The sequence below is a fragment of the Streptomyces venezuelae genome, from assembly GCF_008642315.1.
GTDB lineage: Bacteria > Actinomycetota > Actinomycetes > Streptomycetales > Streptomycetaceae > Streptomyces > Streptomyces venezuelae_D.
Map to the genome: position 1 here is coordinate 6590511 of NZ_CP029192.1, position 20599 is coordinate 6611109.

A 20599-nucleotide genomic window follows, 5' to 3' on the forward strand; every position below is an offset into this window, starting at 1 on the left:
CGACCGTCCGGGCGCGGGCGGGAACCCTGTGGTGCGGGAGTGTCGGTGCGCTCCTGCATACTCAATGGGTGAGCACGATTCCCGAGATCCGTACCCTGCCCGTGCCGGACGGCCTGGAGGGCGAGCGCGTCGACGCCGCCATCTCGCGCATGTTCGGGTTCTCCCGTACGAAGGCCGCCGAGCTCGCCGCGGCGGGGAAGGTCTCGGTCGACGGCTCGGTGGTCGGAAAGTCCGAGCGGGTGCACGGCGGCGCCTGGCTGGAAGTGGAGATGCCGCAGGCGCCCGCTCCGGTGCAGATCGTCGCCGAGCCCGTCGAGGGCATGGAGATCGTGCATGACGACGACGACATCGTCGTGATCGTCAAGCCGGTCGGCGTGGCCGCGCACCCGAGCCCCGGCTGGACGGGCACGACCGTGATCGGCGGCCTCGCGGCGGCCGGGTACCGGATCTCCACCTCCGGCGCGGCCGAGCGCCAGGGCATCGTGCACCGCCTCGACGTCGGCACGTCCGGCCTGATGGTCGTCGCCAAGTCGGAGCGTGCGTACACCTCCCTGAAGCGCCAGTTCAAGGAGCGCACGGTCGACAAGCGCTACAACGCGCTGGTCCAGGGCCACCCCGACCCGATGAGCGGCACCATCGACGCCCCCATCGGCCGCCACCCGAACCACGACTACAAGTGGGCGGTCACCGCCGACGGCAAGCCCTCCGTGACGCACTACGACCTCATCGAGGCCTTCCGCGCCGCCTCCCTGCTCGACATCAAGCTGGAGACGGGCCGCACGCACCAGATCCGGGTGCACATGTCGGCCCACCGCCACCCGTGCGTGGGCGACCTGACGTACGGCGCGGATCCGACCCTCGCCAAGCGCCTCGGCCTCACCCGCCAGTGGCTGCACGCCGTCCGGCTCGGCTTCGAGCACCCGGGCGACGGCCAGTGGGTGGAGTACGAGAGCGGCTATCCCGAGGACCTCCAGAAGGCGCTCGACCGCGTCCGGGCGGAGAGCTCGTGACGGGTGTGACGGTGCGGGTCGCCGAGCACACCGACGACGTGGAGGCCTGCTTCGCCGTCCGCAAGGACGTCTTCGTGACCGAGCAGCAGGTCCCCGAGGAGCTGGAGTACGACGAGTACGACGCCCGGGCCGTGCACGTCCTGGCCGTCCGCGAGGACGGCGTCCCGCTCGGCACGGGCCGGCTCCTGACCGGATCCGCCGCGGCCGCCAAGAACGGCGGGGACACCACCGTGGGCGCGCTCGGCAGGCTCGCGGTGACACGGGCCGCACGCGGGCTCGGTGTGGGCGCCGCCCTGGTCCGTGCCATCGAGGACACGGCACGCGCGCGTGGCCTGAGCGCGGTCGATCTGCACGCGCAGACGCACGCCCTGGGCTTCTACGAACGCCTGGGGTACGAGGTGTACGGACCGGAGTTCCCCGACGCCGGCATCCCGCACCGCGCGATGCGGAAGTCACTGACCTAGGCAGCCCGGTGAGTGCGCTGCTCCGGTTGTCGGTGCCGGCGTGGCAGGGTTGAGGTCTTGATCGTCCAAGTCTCGACCGCCGGAGTGCACACGTGGATCAACTGGCGCTGGTGCTCATCTTGCTGCTCGGTGCCGTGGTCACCGTGCCCCTGGGGGACCGGCTCGGGCTGCCCGCGCCGGTCCTGATGACGTTGGCGGGCATCGGCATGGCGCTGCTGCCGTTCGTGCCCAATGTGGAGATCCCGCCGGACTACATCCTTCCGCTGGTGCTCCCGCCGCTGCTCTACGCCGCCGTGCAGCGCACGTCCTGGCGGCAGTTCACGGCCAACATCCGCCCCATCCTGCTGCTCGCCGTGGCTCTGGTCTTCGTGACGACCGCGGCGGTCGCGGCGGTCGCCAACTCGTTCGTGCCGGGGCTGCCGATCGCGGCGGCCGTGGCGCTGGGGGCGCTCGTCGCACCGCCCGACCCCGTCGCCGCGACCGCGGTCGCCGGGTCGCTCGGGCTGCCGCGCAGGCTCGTGTCGATTCTGGAGGGCGAGGGGCTCTTCAACGACGTCACGGCCATCGTGCTCTACCACGTGGCGATCACGGCGGCGGTGAGCGGCTCCTTCTCCTGGCCCTCCGCCGTGGGGCTCCTCGTCCTGTCGGCCGTGGTCGCCGTCGCCGTGGGCCTCGTGCTCGGCTGGCTCACCAACAAGCTCATGGGGCTCCTCGGCGACGCCACCCTGCAGACCGGCCTGACCCTCCTCGTGCCGTTCGTCAGCTACGTGCTCGCCGAGGAACTGGAAGGCTCCGGAGTGCTCGCGGTCCTCGTCACCGCGCTCTATTTGGCGGAGAACGCCGTCGACGCCGACGACGTGCTCGGCCGGATCACCGGGCAGACGTTCTGGCAGATCGTCGACACCCTGGTCACCGGCATCGCCTTCGGCCTCATCGGCCTGGAGCTGCACAACGTCTTCGGCATCGCGAAGGGGCACCAGTGGCAGATGTTCGGCTGGGGCGCGGCGATCGTCGCCGTCGTCGTCGGCGTACGCCTGCTGTGGCTGCTGCCCGCGACCTGGCTGGCCAAGCGGCTGCACAAGCTGCGCGACGTCGACGAGGAGATCCCGACCACCTGGCGCGAGACCGTCGTCATGTGGTGGTCGGGGATGCGGGGCGTGGCGTCGGTGGCGCTGGCGCTCGCCATTCCGCTCAAGACGGAGGACGGGAGTCCGTTCCCGGCCCGCGACGAGATCATCTTCATCGCGTTCTGCGTCATCATGGCGACCCTCATCGCGCAGGGGCTCACCCTGCCCTGGCTGGTGCGCAGGCTCGGGGTGCGCGCCGACGCCGACAAGGAGCGCGAGCTGGAGCGCACGCTCGCCCTGCGCGCCGCCAAGGCAGCCAAGCGCCGCCTCAAGGAGATCGAGGAGGTCGAGGAACTCCCCGAGGACGTCACCGAGCGGCTGCTGCGCGGGGCGTTCGACATCGGGGCCCGGATCAGCCCGGATCTGGTCGACGACGAGCGCCGCGAGCGGTACGCCAAGCGCGTCGACCGGTGGAAGGCGGTCCAGCGCATCCAGCGCGAGATGATGTCCGCCGCCCGCCACGAAGTGCTCGCCGCGCGCAGCGAACCCGGCGCCGACCCCGAGGTCGTCGACCGGGTCCTGCACCACCTCGACGTACGCAGCCTGCGCTGAGCCGATGGAACGGGGCGCCCCTCGGCTCAGCCGCGTCCCGTGCGGGGCGCGTCCGGCGTGAACTTCTCGAAGTGCGGGCGGTGCCCGTTCGGCGCCGGTTCGGCGGTGCCGGTGGTGACCCGCGGCAGCGCGTAGGCGTGGTGGTCGGTGAGCCAGCGGATCATCTGTTCGCGCACCGTGACCCGCACCGTCCATATGTCGTCCGCGTCCTTCGCGGTGACCAGGGCGCGGACCTGGATCGTCGTCGGCGTGGTGTCCGTGACCGCGAGGCCCCAGTCCCTGCCGTCCCACGCCGCGCAGTCGCGCAGGATGTCGTGGAGCCGGTCGCGCATCAGCGCGATCGGCGCCGCGTGGTCCAGCTGGAAGAAGACCGTGCCGGTCATCTCGGCGCCGCCCCGCGACCAGTTCTCGAACGGCTTCGACGTGAAGTACGACACGGGCATGGTGATCCGGCGCTCGTCCCAGGTGCGGACGGTCAGGAAGGTCAGCGTGATCTCGTCGACCGTGCCCCACTCGCCGTCCACGACCACCGTGTCGCCGAGCCGCACCATGTCGCCGAAGGCGATCTGCAGCCCCGCGAAGAGGTTGCCGAGGGTGGACTGTGCCGCGACACCGGCGACGATGCCGAGAATGCCGGCGGAGGCGAGCAGTGAGGCGCCCGCGGCCTGCATGGCGGGGAACGTCAGGAGCATCGCGGCGACGGCCACGACACCGACGATCGCGGTGACCACCCGCTGGATCAGAGTCACCTGCGTGCGGACCCGGCGGACGCGGGCCGGATCGCGGTGCATGGCCGCGTAGCGCGCGTACGACGATTCGACTATCGCCGCCGCGATCCGCACGACGAGCCAGGCGGTGGAGCCGATGAGGACGAGGGTGAGCGTACGGCCGATGACCGCCGAGTGGTCCTTGGCGATCTTCGCTTGTTCGAAGGAGCCTCTCAGGATCGCGGTGCACAGGACGACTTGCAGCGGTACGCGGCAGCGGCGCAACAGCCCCCACAGCGGGGTCTCGTGGTGCCGCTCGTCGGCCCGGCGCAGCAGTACGTCGACCAGCCAGCCGACGACCACCGTGAGCACGACCGAGCCGCCGACCACGATCAACGGACGCAGTACGTTCTCCATGCCTCCGAGGGTAGGGGTACGGCCCGGATGGCACGATGGCCCCATGAACATCGTGCTTTTCCATTCGACGTACGGTCTGCGGCCCGCGGTGCACGCGGCGGCCGACCGGCTGCGTGCCGCCGGGCACGAGGTGTGGACCCCGGACCTCTTCGAGGGCCGCGTCTTCGACAGCGTCGAGGAAGGCAGGACCTACCAGGACGAGCTCGGCAAGGACGAGATCCTGAAGCGCGCGATCCTCGCCGCCGCGCCCTACTCGGAGCGCGGACTCGTCTACGCGGGCTTCGCGCTCGGTGCCGCCACCGCACAGACCCTCGCCCTCGGCGACGAGAAGGCGCGCGGGCTGCTGCTCCTGCACGGCACGTCCGACATCGCCGAGAACGCGGCCGTGGACGAGCTGCCCGTGCAGCTGCACGTCGCCGAGCCCGACCCGTTCGAGTCGGACGACTGGCTGAGCGCCTGGTACCTGCGGATGGGCCGGGCGGGCGCCGACGTGGAGATCTACCGGTACGCGGGCGCCGGGCACCTCTACACCGACCCGGACCTCGACGACTACGACGCCGAGGCCACGGAGGCGACGTGGCGCACGGCGCTCGGCTTCCTGGAGACGCTCTAGCCCCTGCTCCGGACGGTCAGCGGACCGGGGCGTGGACGCGCTCGACCTTCTGCGTGCCGTTGAGCGTGCGGTAGGAACGGGCCCAGGACGAGGTGGCCGCCGGGTCGGTCCGGTCCGAGACGACGTAGTAGTCCATCTGCGAGCGCTCGGCCGTGACGTCGAGGACTCCGTAGCCGTGCGAGTCCATGTCGAGCCACTTCACGTGGCGGTTGGCGGCCTTGAGGGCGGCCGCCGCCACGAGGGAGACCGTGTGCGGGGCGACGTGGAGCATGTCGTCGATGTTGTCGGAGCTCACCGACGTGACGACGAACTCGGTCGCCGCGGACGCCGACAAGGGGTACGTGGCGGCCTTGACCGGCACGTCGTTCGCCCAGGCCATGTGGATGTCACCGGTCAGGAAGACGGTGTTGTGGATCTTGTTGTCGCGCAGGTGGGCGATGAGTTCCTTGCGGTCGTCCGTGTAGCCGTCCCACTGGTCGGTGTTGATGGCCAGGCCCTCGCCGGGCAGCCCGAGCAACTCCGCGAGGGGCTTGAGGAGATGGGCGGGCAGGGAGCCGAAGGCGACCGGCGTGATCATCACCGAGGTGCCGACCAGCTTCCAGGCCGCGTCGGAGGCGGCAAGGCCCGACTTCAGCCAGTCGAGCTGTGCGCGGCCGGTGATCGTGCGGTCCGGGTCGTCGACTGCGCCGCTGCCGAACCCGGCCTGCTCGGAGCGGAAGGACCGCAGGTCGAGCAGGTGCAGATCGGCCAGCCTGCCGAAGCGGACGCGGCGGTAGACGGTGCCCTCGGTGGAGGGTCGCACGGGCATCCACTCGAAGTACGCCCGCTTCGCCGCCGCCATGCGGGCCGCCCAGTCGCCCTCGGTCTCCGGCGAGTGGTTCACGGCCCCGCCCGACCAGGCGTTGTCGGCGAACTCGTGGTCGTCCCAGATCGCGATGACGGGGTGCGTGGCGTGCATCGCCTGCGCGTCGGGGTCGGTCTTGTGGACGCCGTGCCGGGTGCGGTAGTCGGCGAGCGTCCTGATCTCGTGCTTCGGTTCGTGCTGCCGTACGACGTACTCGGCGGAGGGGTACTCGCCGCTCTGGTACTCGTAGATGTAGTCGCCGAGGTGGAGGACCGCGTCGAGTTCGGTGCGGGCCGCGAGGTGGCGGTACGGGGAGAAGTGGCCGGCCTCCCAGTTGGCGCAGGACACCACTCCGAAGCGGACGCCGTGCGCGGAGGCGTCGTGCGCGGGGGTGGTGCGGGTGCGGCCCACGGGGGAGTGCGCCTCTCCCACGGAGAAGCGGAAGTAATAGGTGGTCGCCTGGTGCAGGCCCCTTACGTCGGCCTTGACGGTGTGGTCCGACTCCGCCCGTGCGGTGGTGCTGCCGCGGCCGACGACCCGGGTGAACCCCTTGTCCTCGGCCACCTCCCAGCTCACCTCGGTGTCGGGGCCCTTGCCGGAGCCGGGCACGGCGTCGGGTACGGGCGTCACACGGGTCCACAGCAGGACGCCGTCGGGCAGCGGGTCGCCGGAGGCGACTCCGTGGTGGAAGGCGGGTCTCTCGGCCGCATGGGCGGGTATCGCGGCGGCGAGGGGGGCGCCGAGCGCGGCGGTGGCGGCCGCGGCCTTGACGACCGTACGGCGGCTGGGTGCCGGGGAGTTGAGCGACGGCTGAAGATCGTTTCGACTGGTCACGGGCGATCACGATACTGAGCGGTATTCGCAAGAGGGGGGCGAACTCGACAAGTTCGCCCCCCTCTTGGGTGATCAGTGGGTGATCAGCGCGTTACTTCGTGACGCCCGCCTTCTTCAGGGCGGCCTTCCAGGCGTCGGGGGTCTTCGGCGTCTCGACGACCTTGTCGTTGATCTTGATGGTCGGGGTGGACTCCACGCCCTTCGCCGACTGGAAGGAGTCGCTCATCTTCATGGCCCAGGGGTCGAACTTCCCCTTCTCGACGGCGCTCTTGAACTTCTTGTTGTCCTTGAGGGCGTCCACGGTGTTCGCGACCTTGATCAGGTACTCGTCCTTCGCGAAGTCGTCGGTGGACTCCGAGGGGTGGTACTTCGCCGAGTACAGCGCGGTCTTGTACTCCAGGAACGCGTCGGGGCTGACGTCCAGGGCCGCGCCGAGCGCGCTGAGGGCGTTCTTCGAGCCCTCACCCTGGAGGTTGTTGTCGAGGAACGTGCCGATGGTGAAGGTCAGTTTGTAGTCGCCGTCCTTCATGCCCTTGTCGACGGCGGAGCCGATGGACTGCTCCATGGCCGCGCAACCGGGGCAGCGCGGGTCCTCGTAGAGGTGGACCGTGTTCTTGTTGTCGGACTTGCCGATCGTGACGGTCGTGCCGTCCTTGCCGGCGGTGTTCGCCGGGACGACCACCTTGGCGTCGGCGGCCTCCTCCCACTTCGAGGGGGCGTTGGACTGCATGACGGCGTAGCCGACGCCGCCGGCTATCGCGAGGACGCCGACGATCGCGCCGGCGACGATGGCGCCCCGCTTGCGCTTCTCGCGCTTGCGCTCGGCCTCCTGCTGGGCGCGGATGCGCTCGCGCGCTGCGGACTTGGCGGCCTGGCTGTTGCGCTTGCTCATGATCTTCTTCTCCGTGTGGACGAACTGCGTGGGGGAGCTGTGCTCAGACGAGGACGGCCGAGCACGGCGGTCCACGCCGCCCCACGAAGTGCACGAGAAGCCGCGTGCGCACCGCACGCACCCGGCGCGCGGGGCGCGGCAGGCGGCGTAGTGGCATACGGGAGGTGGTGACCGCGGTGACCGCGATCAGCAGGGGCCGGAACGTCGCGGCGGCGACCGCGCGGAGCAGCTGGGCCAGCGCCCGCTCGCCGCGCCGCAGCCAGGCCGCCGCGAGGAGACCCACCCCGACGTGCGCCCCGAGCAGCAGCCAGGCCGCGGCCGGGTCCACGTCGGCGAGGAGCGCGGCGGCGCCGCCGTGCCCCTCGGCGGTCATCCTGGCCAGCGGGGTCCCCACGGGTGCCCCGCCGCACAGCACGTCGAAGCCGACGGCGCGCAACGGGCCCGCGACGGGGCCGCCCGCCTCGCCGTAACAGACGTGCTGACCCGCGGTGAACACCGTGTCGGCGGCCAGCTCCAGCGGAATCAGCAGGGCCGCGATCCGTCCGTACCCGCGCTCGCGCCCCGCCGTCGCGTACGCGACGGCGAAGACGGCGGCGGCGATCGCCGCGACGGTGGTCAGCGGCAGGGGGACGCGGGACAGCAGCACGTGCGACGCGGCGGACAGCGTCACGACGAGTGCCGTGAAGAGCGCCGCGCGCACCACTCTGAGCTGAATCCCGGATATGTCCATCGCGGAGGAGTGTGCCATGTGTTCCTGTGGGCGGTGCCTACAGCCCCGGGATCCGGCCGTTGCGGAACAGGTCGACGAAGATCTGGTGGTCCGCACGCGCGCGTGCGCCGTACGAGTGCGCGAAGTCGACGAGCAGCTCCGCGAAGCCGTCCTCGTCCGCGGCGATCGCGGCGTCGATGGCACGCTCCGTGGAGAACGGCACCAGGTCGGAGTGGCCGCTCTCGTCGTCCGCGGCGGCGTGCATCGTGGCCGTGGCGCGGCCCAGGTCGGCGACGACCGAGGAGATCTCGTCGATCTCGTCGATGTCCGACCAGTCCAGGTCCACCGCGTACGGCGAGACCTCGGCGACCAGCTGGCCCGCGCCGTCCAGCTCGGTCCAGCCGAGCCACGGGTCGGCGTGGGCCTGGAGCGCGCGCTGCGAGATGACCGTGCGGTGGCCCTCGTGCTGGAAGTACCCCCGGACGGCCGGGTCCGTGATGTGGCGCGAGACGGCGGGGGTCTGCGCCTGCTTGAGATAGATCACGACGTCGTTCTCCAGGGCGTCGCTGTTGCCCTCCAGGAGGATGTTGTACGACGGGAGGCCCGCGGAGCCGATGCCGATGCCGCGACGGCCCACGACGTCCTTCACGCGGTACGAGTCGGGGCGGGTGAGCGAGGACTCCGGCAGCGTCTCCAGATAGCCGTCGAACGCGGCGAGGACCTTGTACCGCGTGGCGGCGTCGAGCTCGATGGAGCCGCCGCCGGCCGCGAAGCGGCGCTCGAAGTCGCGGATCTCGGTCATCGAGTCGAGCAGCCCGAAGCGGGTCAGGGAGCGGGCGTCGCGCAGCGCGTCCAGGAGGGGGCCCTGGGCGGTGTCCAGCGTGAAGGGCGGCACCTCGTCGCTCTTGGCGCCGGTCGCCAGGTCGTGGATCCGCTCGCGGTACGCCGCCGCGTACGTCCGCACGAGGTCGGTGATCTGGTCGTCGCCCAGCGCCTTCGTGTACCCGATCAGGGCCACGGAGGCGGCGAAGCGCTTCAGGTCCCAGGTGAAGGGGCCCACGTACGCCTCGTCGAAGTCGTTCACGTTGAAGATCAGGCGGCCCTGCGCGTCCATGTACGTACCGAAGTTCTCGGCGTGCAGGTCGCCGTGGATCCACACCCGGCCCGTGCGGTCGTCGAGGTAGGGCCCGCCGTGCTGCTCGCGCTCCAGGTCGCCGTAGAACAGACAGGCCGTCCCCCGGTAGAACGCGAAGGCGGAGGAGGCCATCTTCCGGAACTTCACCCGGAACGCGGCGGGGTCCGCGGCGAGCAGCTCGCCGAACGCGGTGTCGAAGACGGCGAGGATCTCCTCGCCGCGCTGCTCAGCCGTGGGCTGCGGGACCGACATCGCTGGGTGCCTCCTGGTACAGGGGTGGTACGTGACATGGGGGCGGATGTTCCGCCCTTCGGGGACCGGCTTGTGTCCCTTCCAACGCTCGACCGTACCCCCGAGTGCCCGTCGGCTGTCAGCGCTCCGGATTAGACTTCCACGCTGTCCCCCCAGACTGTCCGCAGCCTGACGCCCGCCGTTCTCCGGAGGCCTTCCACCGTGACCAAGCCGCCCTTCACGCACCTGCACGTGCACACCCAGTACTCGCTGCTTGACGGTGCCGCGCGGCTCAAGGACATGTTCAACGCGGCCAATGAGATGGGCATGACGCATATCGCCATGTCCGACCACGGCAACCTGCACGGTGCGTACGACTTCTTCCACTCGGCGCAGAAGGCGGGCGTGACGCCGATCATCGGCATCGAGGCGTACGTGGCGCCGGAGTCGCGCCGCAACAAGCGCAAGATCAAGTGGGGCCAGCCGCACCAGAAGCGCGACGACGTGTCCGGTTCGGGTGGTTACACCCACAAGACGATCTGGGCGGCGAACCACACGGGGCTGCACAACCTCTTCCGGCTCTCCTCGGACGCCTATGCGGAGGGCTGGCTGCAGAAGTGGCCCCGCATGGACAAGGAGACCATCTCCCAGTGGTCGGAGGGTCTCATCGCCTCCACCGGCTGCCCCTCGGGCGAGCTGCAGACGCGGCTGCGGCTCGGCCAGTTCGACGAGGCGGTGCAGGCGGCGTCGGACTACCAGGACATCTTCGGCAAGGACCGGTATTTCCTGGAGCTGATGGACCACGGCATCGACATCGAGCGCCGGGTCCGTGACGACCTCCTGCGGGTCGGCAAGAAGCTCGGCATCCCGCCCCTGGTGACGAACGACTCGCACTACACGTACGCGCACGAGTCCGTGGCGCACGACGCGCTGCTCTGCATCCAGACCGGCAAGAACCTCTCGGACCCGGACCGCTTCCGCTTCGACGGCACGGGCTACTACCTGAAGTCCACGGACGAGATGTACGCCATCGACTCCTCGGACGCGTGGCAGGAGGGCTGCCGCAACACGCTCCTGGTCGCCGAGCAGATCGACACCACGGGCATGTTCGAGAAGCGCGACCTGATGCCGAAGTTCGAGATCCCGGAGGGCTTCACCGAGGTCACCTGGTTCCAGGAGGAGGTCCGGGTCGGCATGGAGCGCCGCTACCCGGGCGGCGTCCCCGAGGACCGGCAGAAGCAGGCCGAGTACGAGATGGACATCATCATCCAGATGGGGTTCCCGGGGTACTTCCTGGTCGTCGCCGACTTCATCATGTGGGCCAAGAACAACGGCATCGCGGTCGGCCCGGGCCGAGGCTCCGCGGCCGGTTCGATCGTGGCGTACGCGATGGGCATCACCGACCTCGACCCGATCACGCACGGACTGATCTTCGAGCGGTTCCTCAACCCCGAGCGCGTCTCCATGCCCGATGTCGACATCGACTTCGACGAGCGCAGGCGCGTCGAAGTGATCAGGTACGTGACGGAGAAGTACGGCGCCGACAAGGTCGCCATGATCGGCACGTACGGCAAGATCAAGGCCAAGAACGCGATCAAGGACTCCGCGCGTGTGCTCGGCTATCCGTACGCGATGGGCGACCGCCTCACCAAGGCCATGCCCGCCGACGTCCTGGGCAAGGGCATCGACCTCTCCGGCATCACCGACCCCAAGCACCCGCGCTACAGCGAGGCGGGCGAGATCCGGGGGATGTACGAGAACGAGCCCGACGTGAAGAAGGTCATCGACACCGCCAAGGGCGTGGAGGGCCTGGTCCGGCAGATGGGTGTGCACGCGGCCGGCGTGATCATGTCCAGCGAGCCCATCGTCGACCACGCCCCGCTCTGGACGCGGCACACCGACGGCGTGACCATCACGCAGTGGGACTACCCCCAGTGCGAATCGCTCGGCCTGCTCAAGATGGACTTCCTGGGCCTGCGCAACCTCACCATCATGGACGACGCCGTCAAGATGGTGCGCAACGACAAGGGCATCGACCTGGAGATGCTCTCGCTGCCGCTCGACGACCCGAAGACCTTCGAACTGCTCTGCCGCGGTGACACGCTCGGCGTCTTCCAGTTCGACGGCGGCCCGATGCGCTCGCTGCTGCGCCAGATGCAGCCCGACAACTTCGAGGACATTTCCGCCGTCTCGGCCCTGTACCGGCCGGGCCCGATGGGCATGAACTCGCACACGAACTACGCCGAGCGCAAGAACGGCCGCCAGGAGATCACGCCGATCCACCCGGAGCTCGAAGAGCCCCTGAAGGAGACGCTCGGCCTCACCTACGGCCTCATCGTGTACCAGGAGCAGGTGCAGAAGGCCGCGCAGATCATCGCGGGCTACTCGCTCGGCGAAGCCGACATCCTGCGCCGCGTGATGGGCAAGAAGAAGCCCGAGGAGCTGGAGAAGAACTTCGTCCTCTTCCAGGCGGGCGCCCGGAAGAACGGCTACTCGGACGCGGCGATCCAGGCCCTGTGGGACGTCCTGGTGCCCTTCGCCGGATACGCGTTCAACAAGGCGCACTCCTCCGCGTACGGCCTGGTCACCTACTGGACCGCCTACCTGAAGGCGAACTACCCGGCCGAGTACATGGCCGCGCTGCTCACCTCGGTGAAGGACGACAAGGACAAGTCGGCCGTCTATCTGAACGAGTGCCGTCGCATGGGCATCAAGGTGCTCCCGCCGAACGTGAACGAGTCGGTGCACAACTTCGCCGCCCAGGGCGACGACGAGATCCTCTTCGGCCTGGAGGCCGTGCGCAACGTCGGCACGAACGTGGTCGAGTCGATCATCCGGTCCCGCAAGGCGAAGGGGAAGTTCACCTCCTTCCCGGACTACCTGGACAAGGTCGAGGCCGCCGCCTGCAACAAGCGCACCACGGAGTCGCTGATCAAGGCGGGCGCCTTCGACACGATGGGGCACACCCGCAAGGGCCTCACCGCGCAGTACGAACCGATGATCGACAACGTGGTCGCGGTCAAGCGCAAGGAGGCCGAGGGGCAGTTCGACCTCTTCGGAGGGATGGGCGACGAGTCCGGCGGCGACGAGCCGGGCTTCGGGCTCGACGTGGAGTTCTCCGAGGACGAGTGGGAGAAGACCTACCTGCTCGCCCAGGAGCGCGAGATGCTCGGTCTGTACGTCTCCGACCACCCGCTCTTCGGCCTGGAGCACGTGCTGTCCGACAAGGCGGACGCGGGCATCGGGCAGCTCACCGGCGGTGACTTCTCCGACGGGTCGGTCGTGACCATCGGCGGCATCATCTCGGGCCTGCAGCGCAAGATGACCAAGCAGGGCAACGCCTGGGCGATCGCCACGGTCGAGGATCTCGCCGGCTCCATCGAGTGCATGTTCTTCCCGGCCACGTACCAGCTGGTGTCGACGCAACTCGTCGAGGACGCCGTGGTGTTCGTCAAGGGACGCCTCGACAAGCGCGAGGACGTGCCGCGGCTCGTCGCGATGGAGATGCAGGTCCCCGACCTGTCGAACGCGGGCACCAACGCGCCCGTGATCATCACCATTCCGACGGTGAAGGTGAGCCCGCCGATGATCACCCGCCTCGGGGAGGTCCTCAGCCACCACCGCGGCAACAGCGAGGTGCGGATCAAGCTCCAGGGGGCGCAGAAGACCACCGTGCTGCGGCTCGACCGGCACCGCGTGAAGCCGGACCCGGCGCTCTTCGGTGACCTCAAGGTGCTGCTCGGCCCGTCCTGCCTGGCGGGATGAGGCCGGGCTGATCCGCCCTTTACTTATCCATATCGGACACGCGAGAGAGTAAGATGCATAGTGCATCTAATTCTTCTCGCGTGTGAGGGTGGAGTGCCGTGAATGGTGCCGCTGTCGACAAGGCCGTATTTCTGATGCGTGAGACGCACCAGTCCCCGGAGGCGACCCGCCGGGCGCTGCGGGACTACTTCCCGCGGATGGAGTTCACCGACCGGGTGCGGCACGTGCGCGCCGCGTACGCCGTCATCCAGGGTGGCCGCACGGTCGTGCGGCCGGGCCTCTCCGAGCTGGAGAAGCCGAGTTCGTTCATGGTCGCGCACGAGCGGCACGGCTTCACGGACTGACGCGCGTGCCGGGAACCGGCGCAAGCGATGAGGGGCGCACCCGAACCGGGTGCGCCCCTCGCGCGTGCCATGTGTGCCTGGGTGTGCGTCAGTTGTGACCGAAGCGTCGCTGGTGCTTACGGGCAACATCAGCAGGGCTGCCCTGGGCCTGCGACTGCAGCGGGGACTGGGCCTCCGTGGCGGTCGACTTGGCCTGCTCCTGCGCCTGCTCGGCCTGCGAGGCGCGGTTCTGCTCGCTGCCCTGCTTGCGGTTCTTGTTCTTGGCCATGGTGATCTTCCTCCTGAGGGGGATCTGGGGGCCAGGACGCGACCAGATTCACATATGGCGGCAAAGTGTGCATTTCGGAGAATTACCGTGCGTAATAAGGCCTGTCGGGGAGCGATCCGCCGATGCGCCACGCCGAAGATCGAGTTCCGGCCGTTAACCTCCGCCGGGTCGGGCAGACTCGAAGAGAACCCGACGCGGACCCGCACCCCTGATTCGTCGGCCGGACAGGGTGTCTTCGTGGGCCATCGAGGGAACGTCCAGAGACCTCCAGGCACGTAGCACCGTCCTGGAACCTCCAGGCACGTCAGGGAACCTCCAGGGAAAGAGGGTGGACCGCGTGGATCGCTGCATCGTCCTGGTGGACGCCGGTTATCTGCTGGGTGCCGCCGCGAGTCTCCTCGCCGGCGAACCGTCCAGGTCCCGGATCACCGTCGATCACTCCGCCCTCATCCAGGGACTGCGCGAGCGGGCGGAAGCCGACACCGAGCGCCCCCTCCTGCGCATCTACTGGTTCGACGGGGCCCCCGACCGCGTTCCCCAGCCCGAACACCGACGGCTGCGCGTCATGCCGCGCGTCACCGTCCGCCTGGGTGCCCTGACCCGCAGCGACGGCCGGTGGGCGCAGAAGGGCGTCGACGCCGCGATGCACGCCGAACTGACCGAACTGGCCCGCAACCGCGCCTGTTCCGACGTCGTGCTCGTCACCGGGGACGGCGATCTGCTGCCCGGCATGATGGCCGCCAAGGAACACGGCGTCGCCGTCCACCTGTGGGCCGTGCAGGCCGCCGACGGCGACTACAACCAGTCCGAGGACCTCGTCGCGGAGGCCGACGAGCGCCGCGTCCTCGACCGCGCCTGGATCACCAAGGCCGTCCGCCCCAAGGAGCTCACCGGCATCTGCGCGCCCCCGCCCGTGCCGCGCCCCGAGATCGCCGCGATCCTCTCCGCCCCCCTGCCGGAGTCCGCGCTCGCCGCCGCCGCGCAGCGCACCGAGGAAGAGGTCCAGGACCACCACCCCGAGCCCGCCGCCAACGGCAGGCAGCCCGACGAGCACCGCATGCCGCCCGGCAAGGGCGTGCCCACCCCCAAGGACCTGGCCGCCCTGCGCGGCCCCGGCACCCAGCCCGCGCAGCACCCCGCCAACGCGACGCTGCGCTGGTCCTCCGACAAGGGCTGGGTCGAGCGCCCGGGTGCCGCCGCCGAGGGCGCCGAGGCCGCCGCGCTGCCCACCCTCGCCCAGCTGACCACGGCCGAGCAGCGCTGGGCCGACCGCGAGGAGGACATCACCACCGTCGGCGGCGACCCCTTCGAGGTCGGTCAGGTGTTCGCGCGGCGCTGGATGGCGCGGCTCCCCGAACAGCACAGCCTGCAGAAGCTGTCGACGATGTACCCGCGCATCCCGCACCGCGTCGACGGCGAGCTGCTCCGCTACGCCGCGCGGTTCGGCCTGCTCGCGCACAAGGACGACCAGATCGACGAGCACGACCGGTACGCGATCAGGGCCGGTTTCTGGCGTGAGGTCGACGCGCGCACCGCCGCCGAGCACGCGCCCGCGGGGGACCGCGCGGGTGACTGAGAAGGGACGTACGGGGCGCCCCGGGCGCAGTCCGCGCCCGCCGACCCCGTAGGCTCGTCCTTCGTGAGTACGCGCCCGACACCGGCAGTCCGACAGGGACTCCGTCAGGAACACGGCAACGACGCCGTCTGCGCGGTGCGCGACCTGGTGAAGACCTATCCCGCCGCCCGCGCCCGGCGCGGCAGGCCCGCGACCCCCGAGGTCCGCGCCACCGACGGGATCCGTCTGACGGTCGAACGCGGCGAGATCTTCGGTCTGCTCGGCCCCAACGGCGCCGGCAAGTCCACCCTCGTACGCCAGCTGACCGGCCTGATGCGGCCCGACAGCGGCAGCGTCGAGATCCTCGGCCACGACATCGTGCGCCACCCCGAGCGGGCCGCGCGCATCCTCGCCTACCTCGGCCAGGAGTCCACCGCCCTCGACGAGCTGACCGTGTCGCTCGCCGTCGAGACGACCGGACGGCTGCGCGGGCTCGACGTGCCGCGCGCGCGGGCCGAGCGGGACGCGGTCCTCGAGGAGCTCGGGCTCACGGAGCTGGCCGCACGGCCGTTGAAGAAGCTCTCCGGCGGGCAGCGCAGGCTCGCCTGCTTCGCCACCGCGCTGGTGGGGGAGCGGCAGCTGCTCGTCCTCGACGAACCGACCACCGGCATGGACCCGGTCGCGCGGCGCGCCGTCTGGGCGGCCATCGACTGGCGCAGGGCCGAGCGCGGCACGACGGTGGTCCTCGTGACCCACAACGTCATCGAGGCCGAGACCGTCCTCGACCGCGTCGCCGTGCTCGACCAGGGCAAGGTCATCGCCTGCGACAGCCCGGCCGGACTCAAGGAGAAGGTCGCGGACGAGGTCAGGGTGGAACTGGTGTGGCGGGAGCGGGCGCCGCTCGACGTGCCGGAGGTGGCCGCGCTGCGGTCCTCCGCGGTCGAGTCGGGGCGCCGGTGGTCCCTGCGGCTCGCCCCGGACGAGGCGCGGGCCGCCGTCGCGGCCGTCACCGGCGGTGCCGCGTTCGCCGCGCTCGACGACTTCACGCTGGCCACACCCAGCCTGGAGGACGTCTACCTCGCCCTGGGCGGCAGCGGACGGGGGCTGGTGAAGGCGTGACACCGAGCACAGTGCGTAGGAACAGCGACAGAAGGGTTGCCCGGTGAGTGCCGTTCCCCTCGAAGCCGTGGTGCGGGCCGACGGGCCCGCCGAGGCGGCCGATCCAGCCCCGGCGCCCCTCGGGCCGCCGGCCCGGCTGCTTCCGGCGCTCTCGGCGGTCTACCGAGCCCAGCTCTCACGGGCCAGGGTCGCCCGCATCCCGCTGCTCTTCGTCGCGACCTTCCAGTCCGTCGGCATCATGATCCTGATGCGCGGCGTCGTCGACGGGGGCGGTGAGGCGCGGGCCGTCGTCGCCGGGTCCTCCGTGCTCGTCGTCGCGTTCGTCGCCCTCAACCTGCTCGCCCAGTACTTCGGTCAGCTCCGCTCCGACGGCGGGCTCGACCACTACGCCACGCTTCCCGTGCCGCCCGCGGCCGTGGTCCTGGGTGCCGCGGCGGCGTACGCCTCGTTCACGGTGCCCGGGACGTTCGTGACGGCGATCGTCGGGTGCGGGCTCTTCGGGCTCCCCTTCACCCACCTGTGGGTCCTGCTCGCGGTGATCCCGCTGGCCGGCGCCGCCCTCGCGGGACTCGGCGCGGCCCTCGGCCTGCTCGCGCCGCGGCCCGAACTGGCCACCCTGCTCGGCCAGATGGGCATGTCGGCGGCGCTGCTGCTCGGTGTGCTCCCGGCCGACCGGATGCCGGCCGTGCTGCAGTACGCGCGTGACCTGCTGCCGTCGACGTACGGCGTGGAGGCCTTCGCCCGCACGTTCGGGCCCGATCCGGACTGGGCCGTCGTCGCCCTGGACCTCGCGGTCTGCGCGGGCGTCGGCGTCGTCTCGCTGGCCGTCGCCACGTGGGCGTTCCGCCGGGCGGCCGTCCGGTGACGCGCCGCACAGGGTGTGCTGGCACGATGTGGGGGTGACCGCACCGTTGACACCCTCCCCACCGCCGGACGAACAACCCCCGCACGGCCCCTGGCAGACCCCCGCGCAGCCCTCGGGAGCGACGTCTCCCCACGGGTACGGGCGGGACGGTGACGGCCTGCGGGCCGAAGTGGTGCAGGCCGCGGTGGTCATGGTCGCGGTGGCCGTGGCCGGCGTGCTGCTCGGCGCGCTGTGGATGTGGCTCGCGCCGCGGGTGCCGCTCGTCTCGGACGGCAAGGCGGTGTACCTGAAGGACACCGAGGGCGAGCAGGCCATCGCCACAGACGGAACGTTCACCCTGCTGTCGCTCGGCTTCGGCCTGGTCAGCGGCGTCGTCGTCTTCCTGCTCCGCAAGCGCGGCGGGATCCCGCTGGTCGCGGGCCTCGCCGTGGGCAGCCTGCTCGGCGCGCTGCTCGCATGGCGGGTCGGCATCTTCCTCGGACCCGAGACGGACGTGGTGGCGCACGCCAAGTCCGTCGGCAAGGGCGTCGTCTTCGACGCGCCGCTGGAACTCAAGGCGATGGGCACGGTCCTCGCCTGGCCGGTGGCCGCGCTGGCCGTGCACCTCGGCCTCACGGGACTGTTCGGCCCGCGGGACCCGGAGCCCTACCTGCAGGATCCGGAGCCGTACCCGGGGGCCTGAGGACACAGGCCCTCAGGGCCCCGGGCCCTAGGCGGGACGTTTGCCGTGGTTGGCCTTGCGCTTCTTGGCCCGCCACTTCCGCATGCGCGTCTTCTTCGACATGCCCTCGGTACTAGTCCCGTGCGGGACGGGTGTCGAGGGCGCTTTCACGTCGACCTCACGGGCGGCGGCCCTACGCCCGGCCGATGGGCGCCAGCACCGCGTCCGTGAGCGACGCCAGGTCGCCCGGCGCAAGCTCCACCTCAAGGCCCCTGCGGCCCGCCGAGACGCAGATCGTGGGGTGTGCCGACGCCGACTCGTCCAGGACCGTGCGCAGCTTCTTGCGCTGGCCCAGCGGGGAGATGCCGCCCCGTACGTAGCCCGTGGTGCGCTCGGCGGCCGCCGGGTCGGCCATCACGGCCTTCTTGCCGGAGACCGCGGCGGCCAGCGCCTTCAGGTCGAGGGAGCCCGCCACCGGGACGATCGCCACGGTGAGCGCGCCGTCGACCTCGGCGACCAGCGTCTTGAAGACCCGGTCGGGCGACACGCCCATCGCCTCGGCGGCCTCCTCGCCGTAAGAGGGGTGGGACGGGTCGTGGTCGTAGGAGTGGACCGTGAAGGACGTGCCGGCCGCGGTGAGGGCGACCGTCGCGGGCGTCCCTCCGGCCTGGGCCGGCTGCTTCTTCTGCTTCTTCGCCAAGGTGCTCGTGCCTTACGTCAGTTGAGGCTCGTCGTCCCGCGCGTCAGGTCCGTCGCGGGCAGCGAGGGCAGATTGCGGATGATCGCGGTCTCGGAGCGCAGCAGGGTCAGCTCGTCACGCAGCCGCGCCGCCGTGTCCCCCGCCTCCAGGAGCCGCTGCTTCGTGCCGGTGTCCAGGACGGCAGCGGCGGCGACCAGGTACGAGACGACGGACGGGTCGTCGGGCAGCTCCGCGCCCGTCGACAGGGACCGCTCCCGTGCCCCGGCCAGCCGCTTCTGGTACGAGCGGAAGGCACGCAGGACGCCCTCGGCGAGCGTGCCCGCGCCCTCGCCGGACTCCTCCGGCACCTCCTCGACCTCGGCGGTGAGGAACGGCCCCGAGGCGTCGACGGAGGTGATGCGCACCCGTGTCGTGCCGGTCGCGAGGACCTCGAAGCCGCCGTCCTCGCGCTCCCTGATCGTCGCGGCGTCCGCCACGCAGCCCATGGTGTGGAAGGCCTTGAGCGGATCGTCGCCGAACCCCGCGGCGGGGCCGTGCTCGGGCAGCGCCGTCGGGTCGGGGAGGCCGGGTGAGCTGGGCGCCACTTCCTGGCCGTCGCGGATCGCGACGACGGCGAACTGGCGCGGCTCCTCCTCGGGGGTCTTGAGCAGCTCGCGCATCATGGCGCGATATCGCTCCTCGAAGACGTTCAGCGGCAGCACGAGGCCGGGGAACAGCACCGAGTTGAGCGGAAAGAGCGGAAGCCGGGTGGTCACGACCGGCAAGCCTAATGGTCGCCGGAGCGGTCGCGTCCCCGCGGACCGCGCAGCGGGGTCCGCGACGCCACTTCGATGCGCACGCCGTCGCGCAGCTCCAGGAACTGGCCGAGCGGATCGTCCGCCATCCGGTCCCAGGGGAACGACGTCGCGTAAGGACCGATCAGGCGCAGCTGCTCCAGGGCGTCGTCCCACCGCTCCAGGCGGACCAGGACGTAGGTGAGGAGGTTGCGGACCTCCGCGGGCCACGGGTCCCCGGCGGCGTACTCCCGCGACAGGGCGATCGCGAGGTCGGCCGCCGCGTCCAGACGCTCGCGCGGCAGGTTCCCCGACGGGCTCGTCAGGTAGGCGAAGGCGGCCCGCGCCGGAAGGACCTGTATCAACGAGCCGGGCAGTGCGTCGGCCGCGGCGCGCTCGGCGAAGTCGAAGCACTCGCGGTGCGAGCCGTACCAGGCGGCCGACAGGTACTGCAGGGCCGAGGCATGACAGCCGTAGTGGTACGAGGAGCGGCGCACCGCCTCCTCCCACAGCTGCTCGAACACGGTGTGCGAGGCGTGCGTGCCGCGGGCGTGGTCGAGGGCGATCCGCCACGGCACCGGGTCGCGCGGGTCGGCCTCGGCGGCCGCGGTGAGCAGTGGGCCCGACTCGCGCAGGAGCTCGGCGCGGGCCGGCGACTCCCAGCCGCGCACCACCGCGAGCTCGGCCTTGACGAGCAGGGCGTCCGGGTCGTGCGGGGACGCGCCGAGCCAGTCGTCGAACCACTCGGGGCGGGAGCGGGCGAAGGCGGCGAGCCGTGTGGTGTAGCGGTCGCGGTTCTCCCACTCGGCGGCCTCGCGGGTGGTGGCGAGGAGCTTCGAGGCCGGGCCGTGGTCACCGCGTCCCGCGGCCACCAGAGCCGGGGCGAGCCGCTCGTCGGGCACGTCGAGGAGCACCTCGTCGTCCGGCGGCAGCCCGTCGGCGAGCCGTGGGGTGTGCCGGACCATGCGGGCGGTACGGATGAAGGCACGCAGCACCGTGCCCTCCTTTGCGCAT

General features: G+C 70.9%; 20 protein-coding genes. 10 read left to right on the top strand and 10 right to left on the bottom strand.

Annotation, left to right across the window (positions count from 1 at the left end):
- Nucleotides 1-68 precede the first annotated feature (68 nt).
- The 3 genes from DEJ48_RS28950 to DEJ48_RS28960 all read left to right on the top strand — a co-directional run bounded on the left by DEJ48_RS28950 (nucleotide 69) and on the right by DEJ48_RS28960 (nucleotide 3153).
- On the top strand, nucleotides 69-1010 hold the full coding sequence (locus tag DEJ48_RS28950) for an RluA family pseudouridine synthase (RefSeq protein ID WP_150219147.1): 942 nt from the start codon (nucleotides 69-71) through the stop codon (nucleotides 1008-1010).
- Entirely contained in the window at nucleotides 1007-1474 is a 468-nt protein-coding gene (locus tag DEJ48_RS28955; RefSeq protein WP_150219148.1) for a GNAT family N-acetyltransferase, read from the top strand. The genes DEJ48_RS28950 and DEJ48_RS28955 overlap by 4 nt, the downstream gene beginning before the upstream one ends.
- Before the next feature lie 92 nt (nucleotides 1475-1566).
- Nucleotides 1567-3153 (top strand): Na+/H+ antiporter, encoded by a 1587-nt coding sequence (locus DEJ48_RS28960; protein ID WP_150219149.1) that lies wholly within the window; start codon nucleotides 1567-1569, stop codon nucleotides 3151-3153.
- 26 nt (nucleotides 3154-3179) lie between these two features.
- Here DEJ48_RS28960 and DEJ48_RS28965 read toward each other — a convergent pair whose 3' ends face one another.
- Nucleotides 3180-4277, bottom strand: coding sequence for a mechanosensitive ion channel family protein (locus DEJ48_RS28965; protein WP_150219150.1), 1098 nt, complete (start codon nucleotides 4275-4277; stop codon nucleotides 3180-3182).
- A 43-nt stretch (nucleotides 4278-4320) separates the two neighbouring features.
- On the opposite strand from DEJ48_RS28965, the gene DEJ48_RS28970 reads away from it, so the two are divergent.
- Nucleotides 4321-4890, top strand: coding sequence for a dienelactone hydrolase family protein (locus DEJ48_RS28970; RefSeq protein ID WP_150219151.1), 570 nt, complete (start codon nucleotides 4321-4323; stop codon nucleotides 4888-4890).
- A 16-nt stretch (nucleotides 4891-4906) separates the two neighbouring features.
- Here DEJ48_RS28970 and DEJ48_RS28975 read toward each other — a convergent pair whose 3' ends face one another.
- The 4 genes from DEJ48_RS28975 to DEJ48_RS28990 form a co-directional block, all read right to left on the bottom strand.
- Nucleotides 4907-6568, bottom strand: coding sequence for an alkaline phosphatase D family protein (locus DEJ48_RS28975; protein WP_150219152.1), 1662 nt, complete (start codon nucleotides 6566-6568; stop codon nucleotides 4907-4909).
- 91 nt (nucleotides 6569-6659) lie between these two features.
- Nucleotides 6660-7460 carry a DsbA family protein gene (locus DEJ48_RS28980; RefSeq protein WP_150219153.1) on the bottom strand — a complete coding sequence of 267 codons (801 nt, stop codon included), beginning with the start codon at nucleotides 7458-7460 and terminating at the stop codon, nucleotides 6660-6662.
- Between the two features lie 43 nt (nucleotides 7461-7503).
- The gene (locus tag DEJ48_RS28985) at nucleotides 7504-8190 is read right to left on the bottom strand and encodes a hypothetical protein (protein WP_150221465.1); all 687 of its coding nucleotides are present in this window, start codon (nucleotides 8188-8190) and stop codon (nucleotides 7504-7506) included.
- A gap of 37 nt (nucleotides 8191-8227) precedes the next feature.
- The gene (locus DEJ48_RS28990; protein WP_150219154.1) at nucleotides 8228-9556 is read right to left on the bottom strand and encodes a DUF2252 domain-containing protein; all 1329 of its coding nucleotides are present in this window, start codon (nucleotides 9554-9556) and stop codon (nucleotides 8228-8230) included.
- Between the two features lie 201 nt (nucleotides 9557-9757).
- Here DEJ48_RS28990 and dnaE point away from each other — a divergent pair, with 201 nt between their 5' ends.
- Both dnaE and DEJ48_RS29000 read left to right on the top strand, forming a co-directional pair.
- Nucleotides 9758-13300, top strand: coding sequence for a DNA polymerase III subunit alpha (dnaE, locus tag DEJ48_RS28995; protein ID WP_150219155.1), 3543 nt, complete (start codon nucleotides 9758-9760; stop codon nucleotides 13298-13300).
- Between the two features lie 98 nt (nucleotides 13301-13398).
- The gene (locus DEJ48_RS29000) at nucleotides 13399-13644 is read left to right on the top strand and encodes a hypothetical protein (protein ID WP_150219156.1); all 246 of its coding nucleotides are present in this window, start codon (nucleotides 13399-13401) and stop codon (nucleotides 13642-13644) included.
- Nucleotides 13645-13732: 88 nt separating this feature from the next.
- Here the strand turns inward: DEJ48_RS29000 and DEJ48_RS29005 are convergent, their stop codons facing one another.
- Complete coding sequence (locus tag DEJ48_RS29005; RefSeq protein ID WP_150219157.1) at nucleotides 13733-13912, bottom strand: hypothetical protein; 180 nt, start codon at nucleotides 13910-13912, stop codon at nucleotides 13733-13735.
- Between the two features lie 337 nt (nucleotides 13913-14249).
- Here DEJ48_RS29005 and DEJ48_RS29010 point away from each other — a divergent pair, with 337 nt between their 5' ends.
- From DEJ48_RS29010 to DEJ48_RS29025, 4 genes are all read left to right on the top strand, one after another.
- Entirely contained in the window at nucleotides 14250-15488 is a 1239-nt protein-coding gene (locus DEJ48_RS29010; protein WP_150219158.1) for an NYN domain-containing protein, read from the top strand.
- 135 nt (nucleotides 15489-15623) lie between these two features.
- Nucleotides 15624-16586: an ABC transporter ATP-binding protein gene (locus DEJ48_RS29015; protein WP_190538067.1), complete on the top strand. Its 963-nt coding sequence runs from the start codon at nucleotides 15624-15626 to the stop codon at nucleotides 16584-16586.
- 43 nt (nucleotides 16587-16629) lie between these two features.
- A complete protein-coding gene (locus tag DEJ48_RS29020; RefSeq protein WP_150219160.1) occupies nucleotides 16630-17451 on the top strand; it encodes an ABC transporter permease in 822 nt (273 codons plus the stop codon).
- Between the two features lie 34 nt (nucleotides 17452-17485).
- Nucleotides 17486-18133 carry a DUF2567 domain-containing protein gene (locus tag DEJ48_RS29025; RefSeq protein WP_150219161.1) on the top strand — a complete coding sequence of 216 codons (648 nt, stop codon included), beginning with the start codon at nucleotides 17486-17488 and terminating at the stop codon, nucleotides 18131-18133.
- Between the two features lie 27 nt (nucleotides 18134-18160).
- Here the strand turns inward: DEJ48_RS29025 and DEJ48_RS40815 are convergent, their stop codons facing one another.
- Genes DEJ48_RS40815 through DEJ48_RS29040 form a run of 4 tightly spaced genes read right to left on the bottom strand, consistent with a single transcriptional unit; the run spans nucleotide 18161 to nucleotide 20550 of the window.
- Nucleotides 18161-18283 (bottom strand): hypothetical protein, encoded by a 123-nt coding sequence (locus DEJ48_RS40815; protein WP_263399466.1) that lies wholly within the window; start codon nucleotides 18281-18283, stop codon nucleotides 18161-18163.
- Nucleotides 18284-18305: 22 nt separating this feature from the next.
- Complete coding sequence (ybaK, locus tag DEJ48_RS29030) at nucleotides 18306-18812, bottom strand: Cys-tRNA(Pro) deacylase (protein WP_150219162.1); 507 nt, start codon at nucleotides 18810-18812, stop codon at nucleotides 18306-18308.
- A 17-nt stretch (nucleotides 18813-18829) separates the two neighbouring features.
- On the bottom strand, nucleotides 18830-19576 hold the full coding sequence (locus DEJ48_RS29035; protein ID WP_150219163.1) for an LON peptidase substrate-binding domain-containing protein: 747 nt from the start codon (nucleotides 19574-19576) through the stop codon (nucleotides 18830-18832).
- Nucleotides 19577-19578: 2 nt separating this feature from the next.
- The gene (locus DEJ48_RS29040) at nucleotides 19579-20550 is read right to left on the bottom strand and encodes a hypothetical protein (protein ID WP_150221466.1); all 972 of its coding nucleotides are present in this window, start codon (nucleotides 20548-20550) and stop codon (nucleotides 19579-19581) included.
- Between the last annotated feature and the right edge of the window lie 49 nt (nucleotides 20551-20599).

Excerpts from the sequence above, each read along its gene's own strand:
- DEJ48_RS28990 (WP_150219154.1), bottom strand. The coding sequence starts at position 9,556 with ATGTCGGTCCCGCAGCCCACGGCTGAGCAGCGCGGCGAGGAGATCCTC.
- DEJ48_RS28970 (WP_150219151.1), top strand. The coding sequence starts at position 4,321 with ATGAACATCGTGCTTTTCCATTCGACGTACGGTCTGCGGCCCGCGGTG.
- DEJ48_RS29040 (WP_150221466.1), bottom strand. The coding sequence starts at position 20,550 with ATGGTCCGGCACACCCCACGGCTCGCCGACGGGCTGCCGCCGGACGAC.
- DEJ48_RS28980 (WP_150219153.1), bottom strand. The coding sequence starts at position 7,460 with ATGAGCAAGCGCAACAGCCAGGCCGCCAAGTCCGCAGCGCGCGAGCGC.
- DEJ48_RS28985 (WP_150221465.1), bottom strand. The coding sequence starts at position 8,190 with ATGGACATATCCGGGATTCAGCTCAGAGTGGTGCGCGCGGCGCTCTTC.
- DEJ48_RS29005 (WP_150219157.1), bottom strand. The coding sequence starts at position 13,912 with ATGGCCAAGAACAAGAACCGCAAGCAGGGCAGCGAGCAGAACCGCGCC.
- DEJ48_RS28965 (WP_150219150.1), bottom strand. The coding sequence starts at position 4,277 with ATGGAGAACGTACTGCGTCCGTTGATCGTGGTCGGCGGCTCGGTCGTG.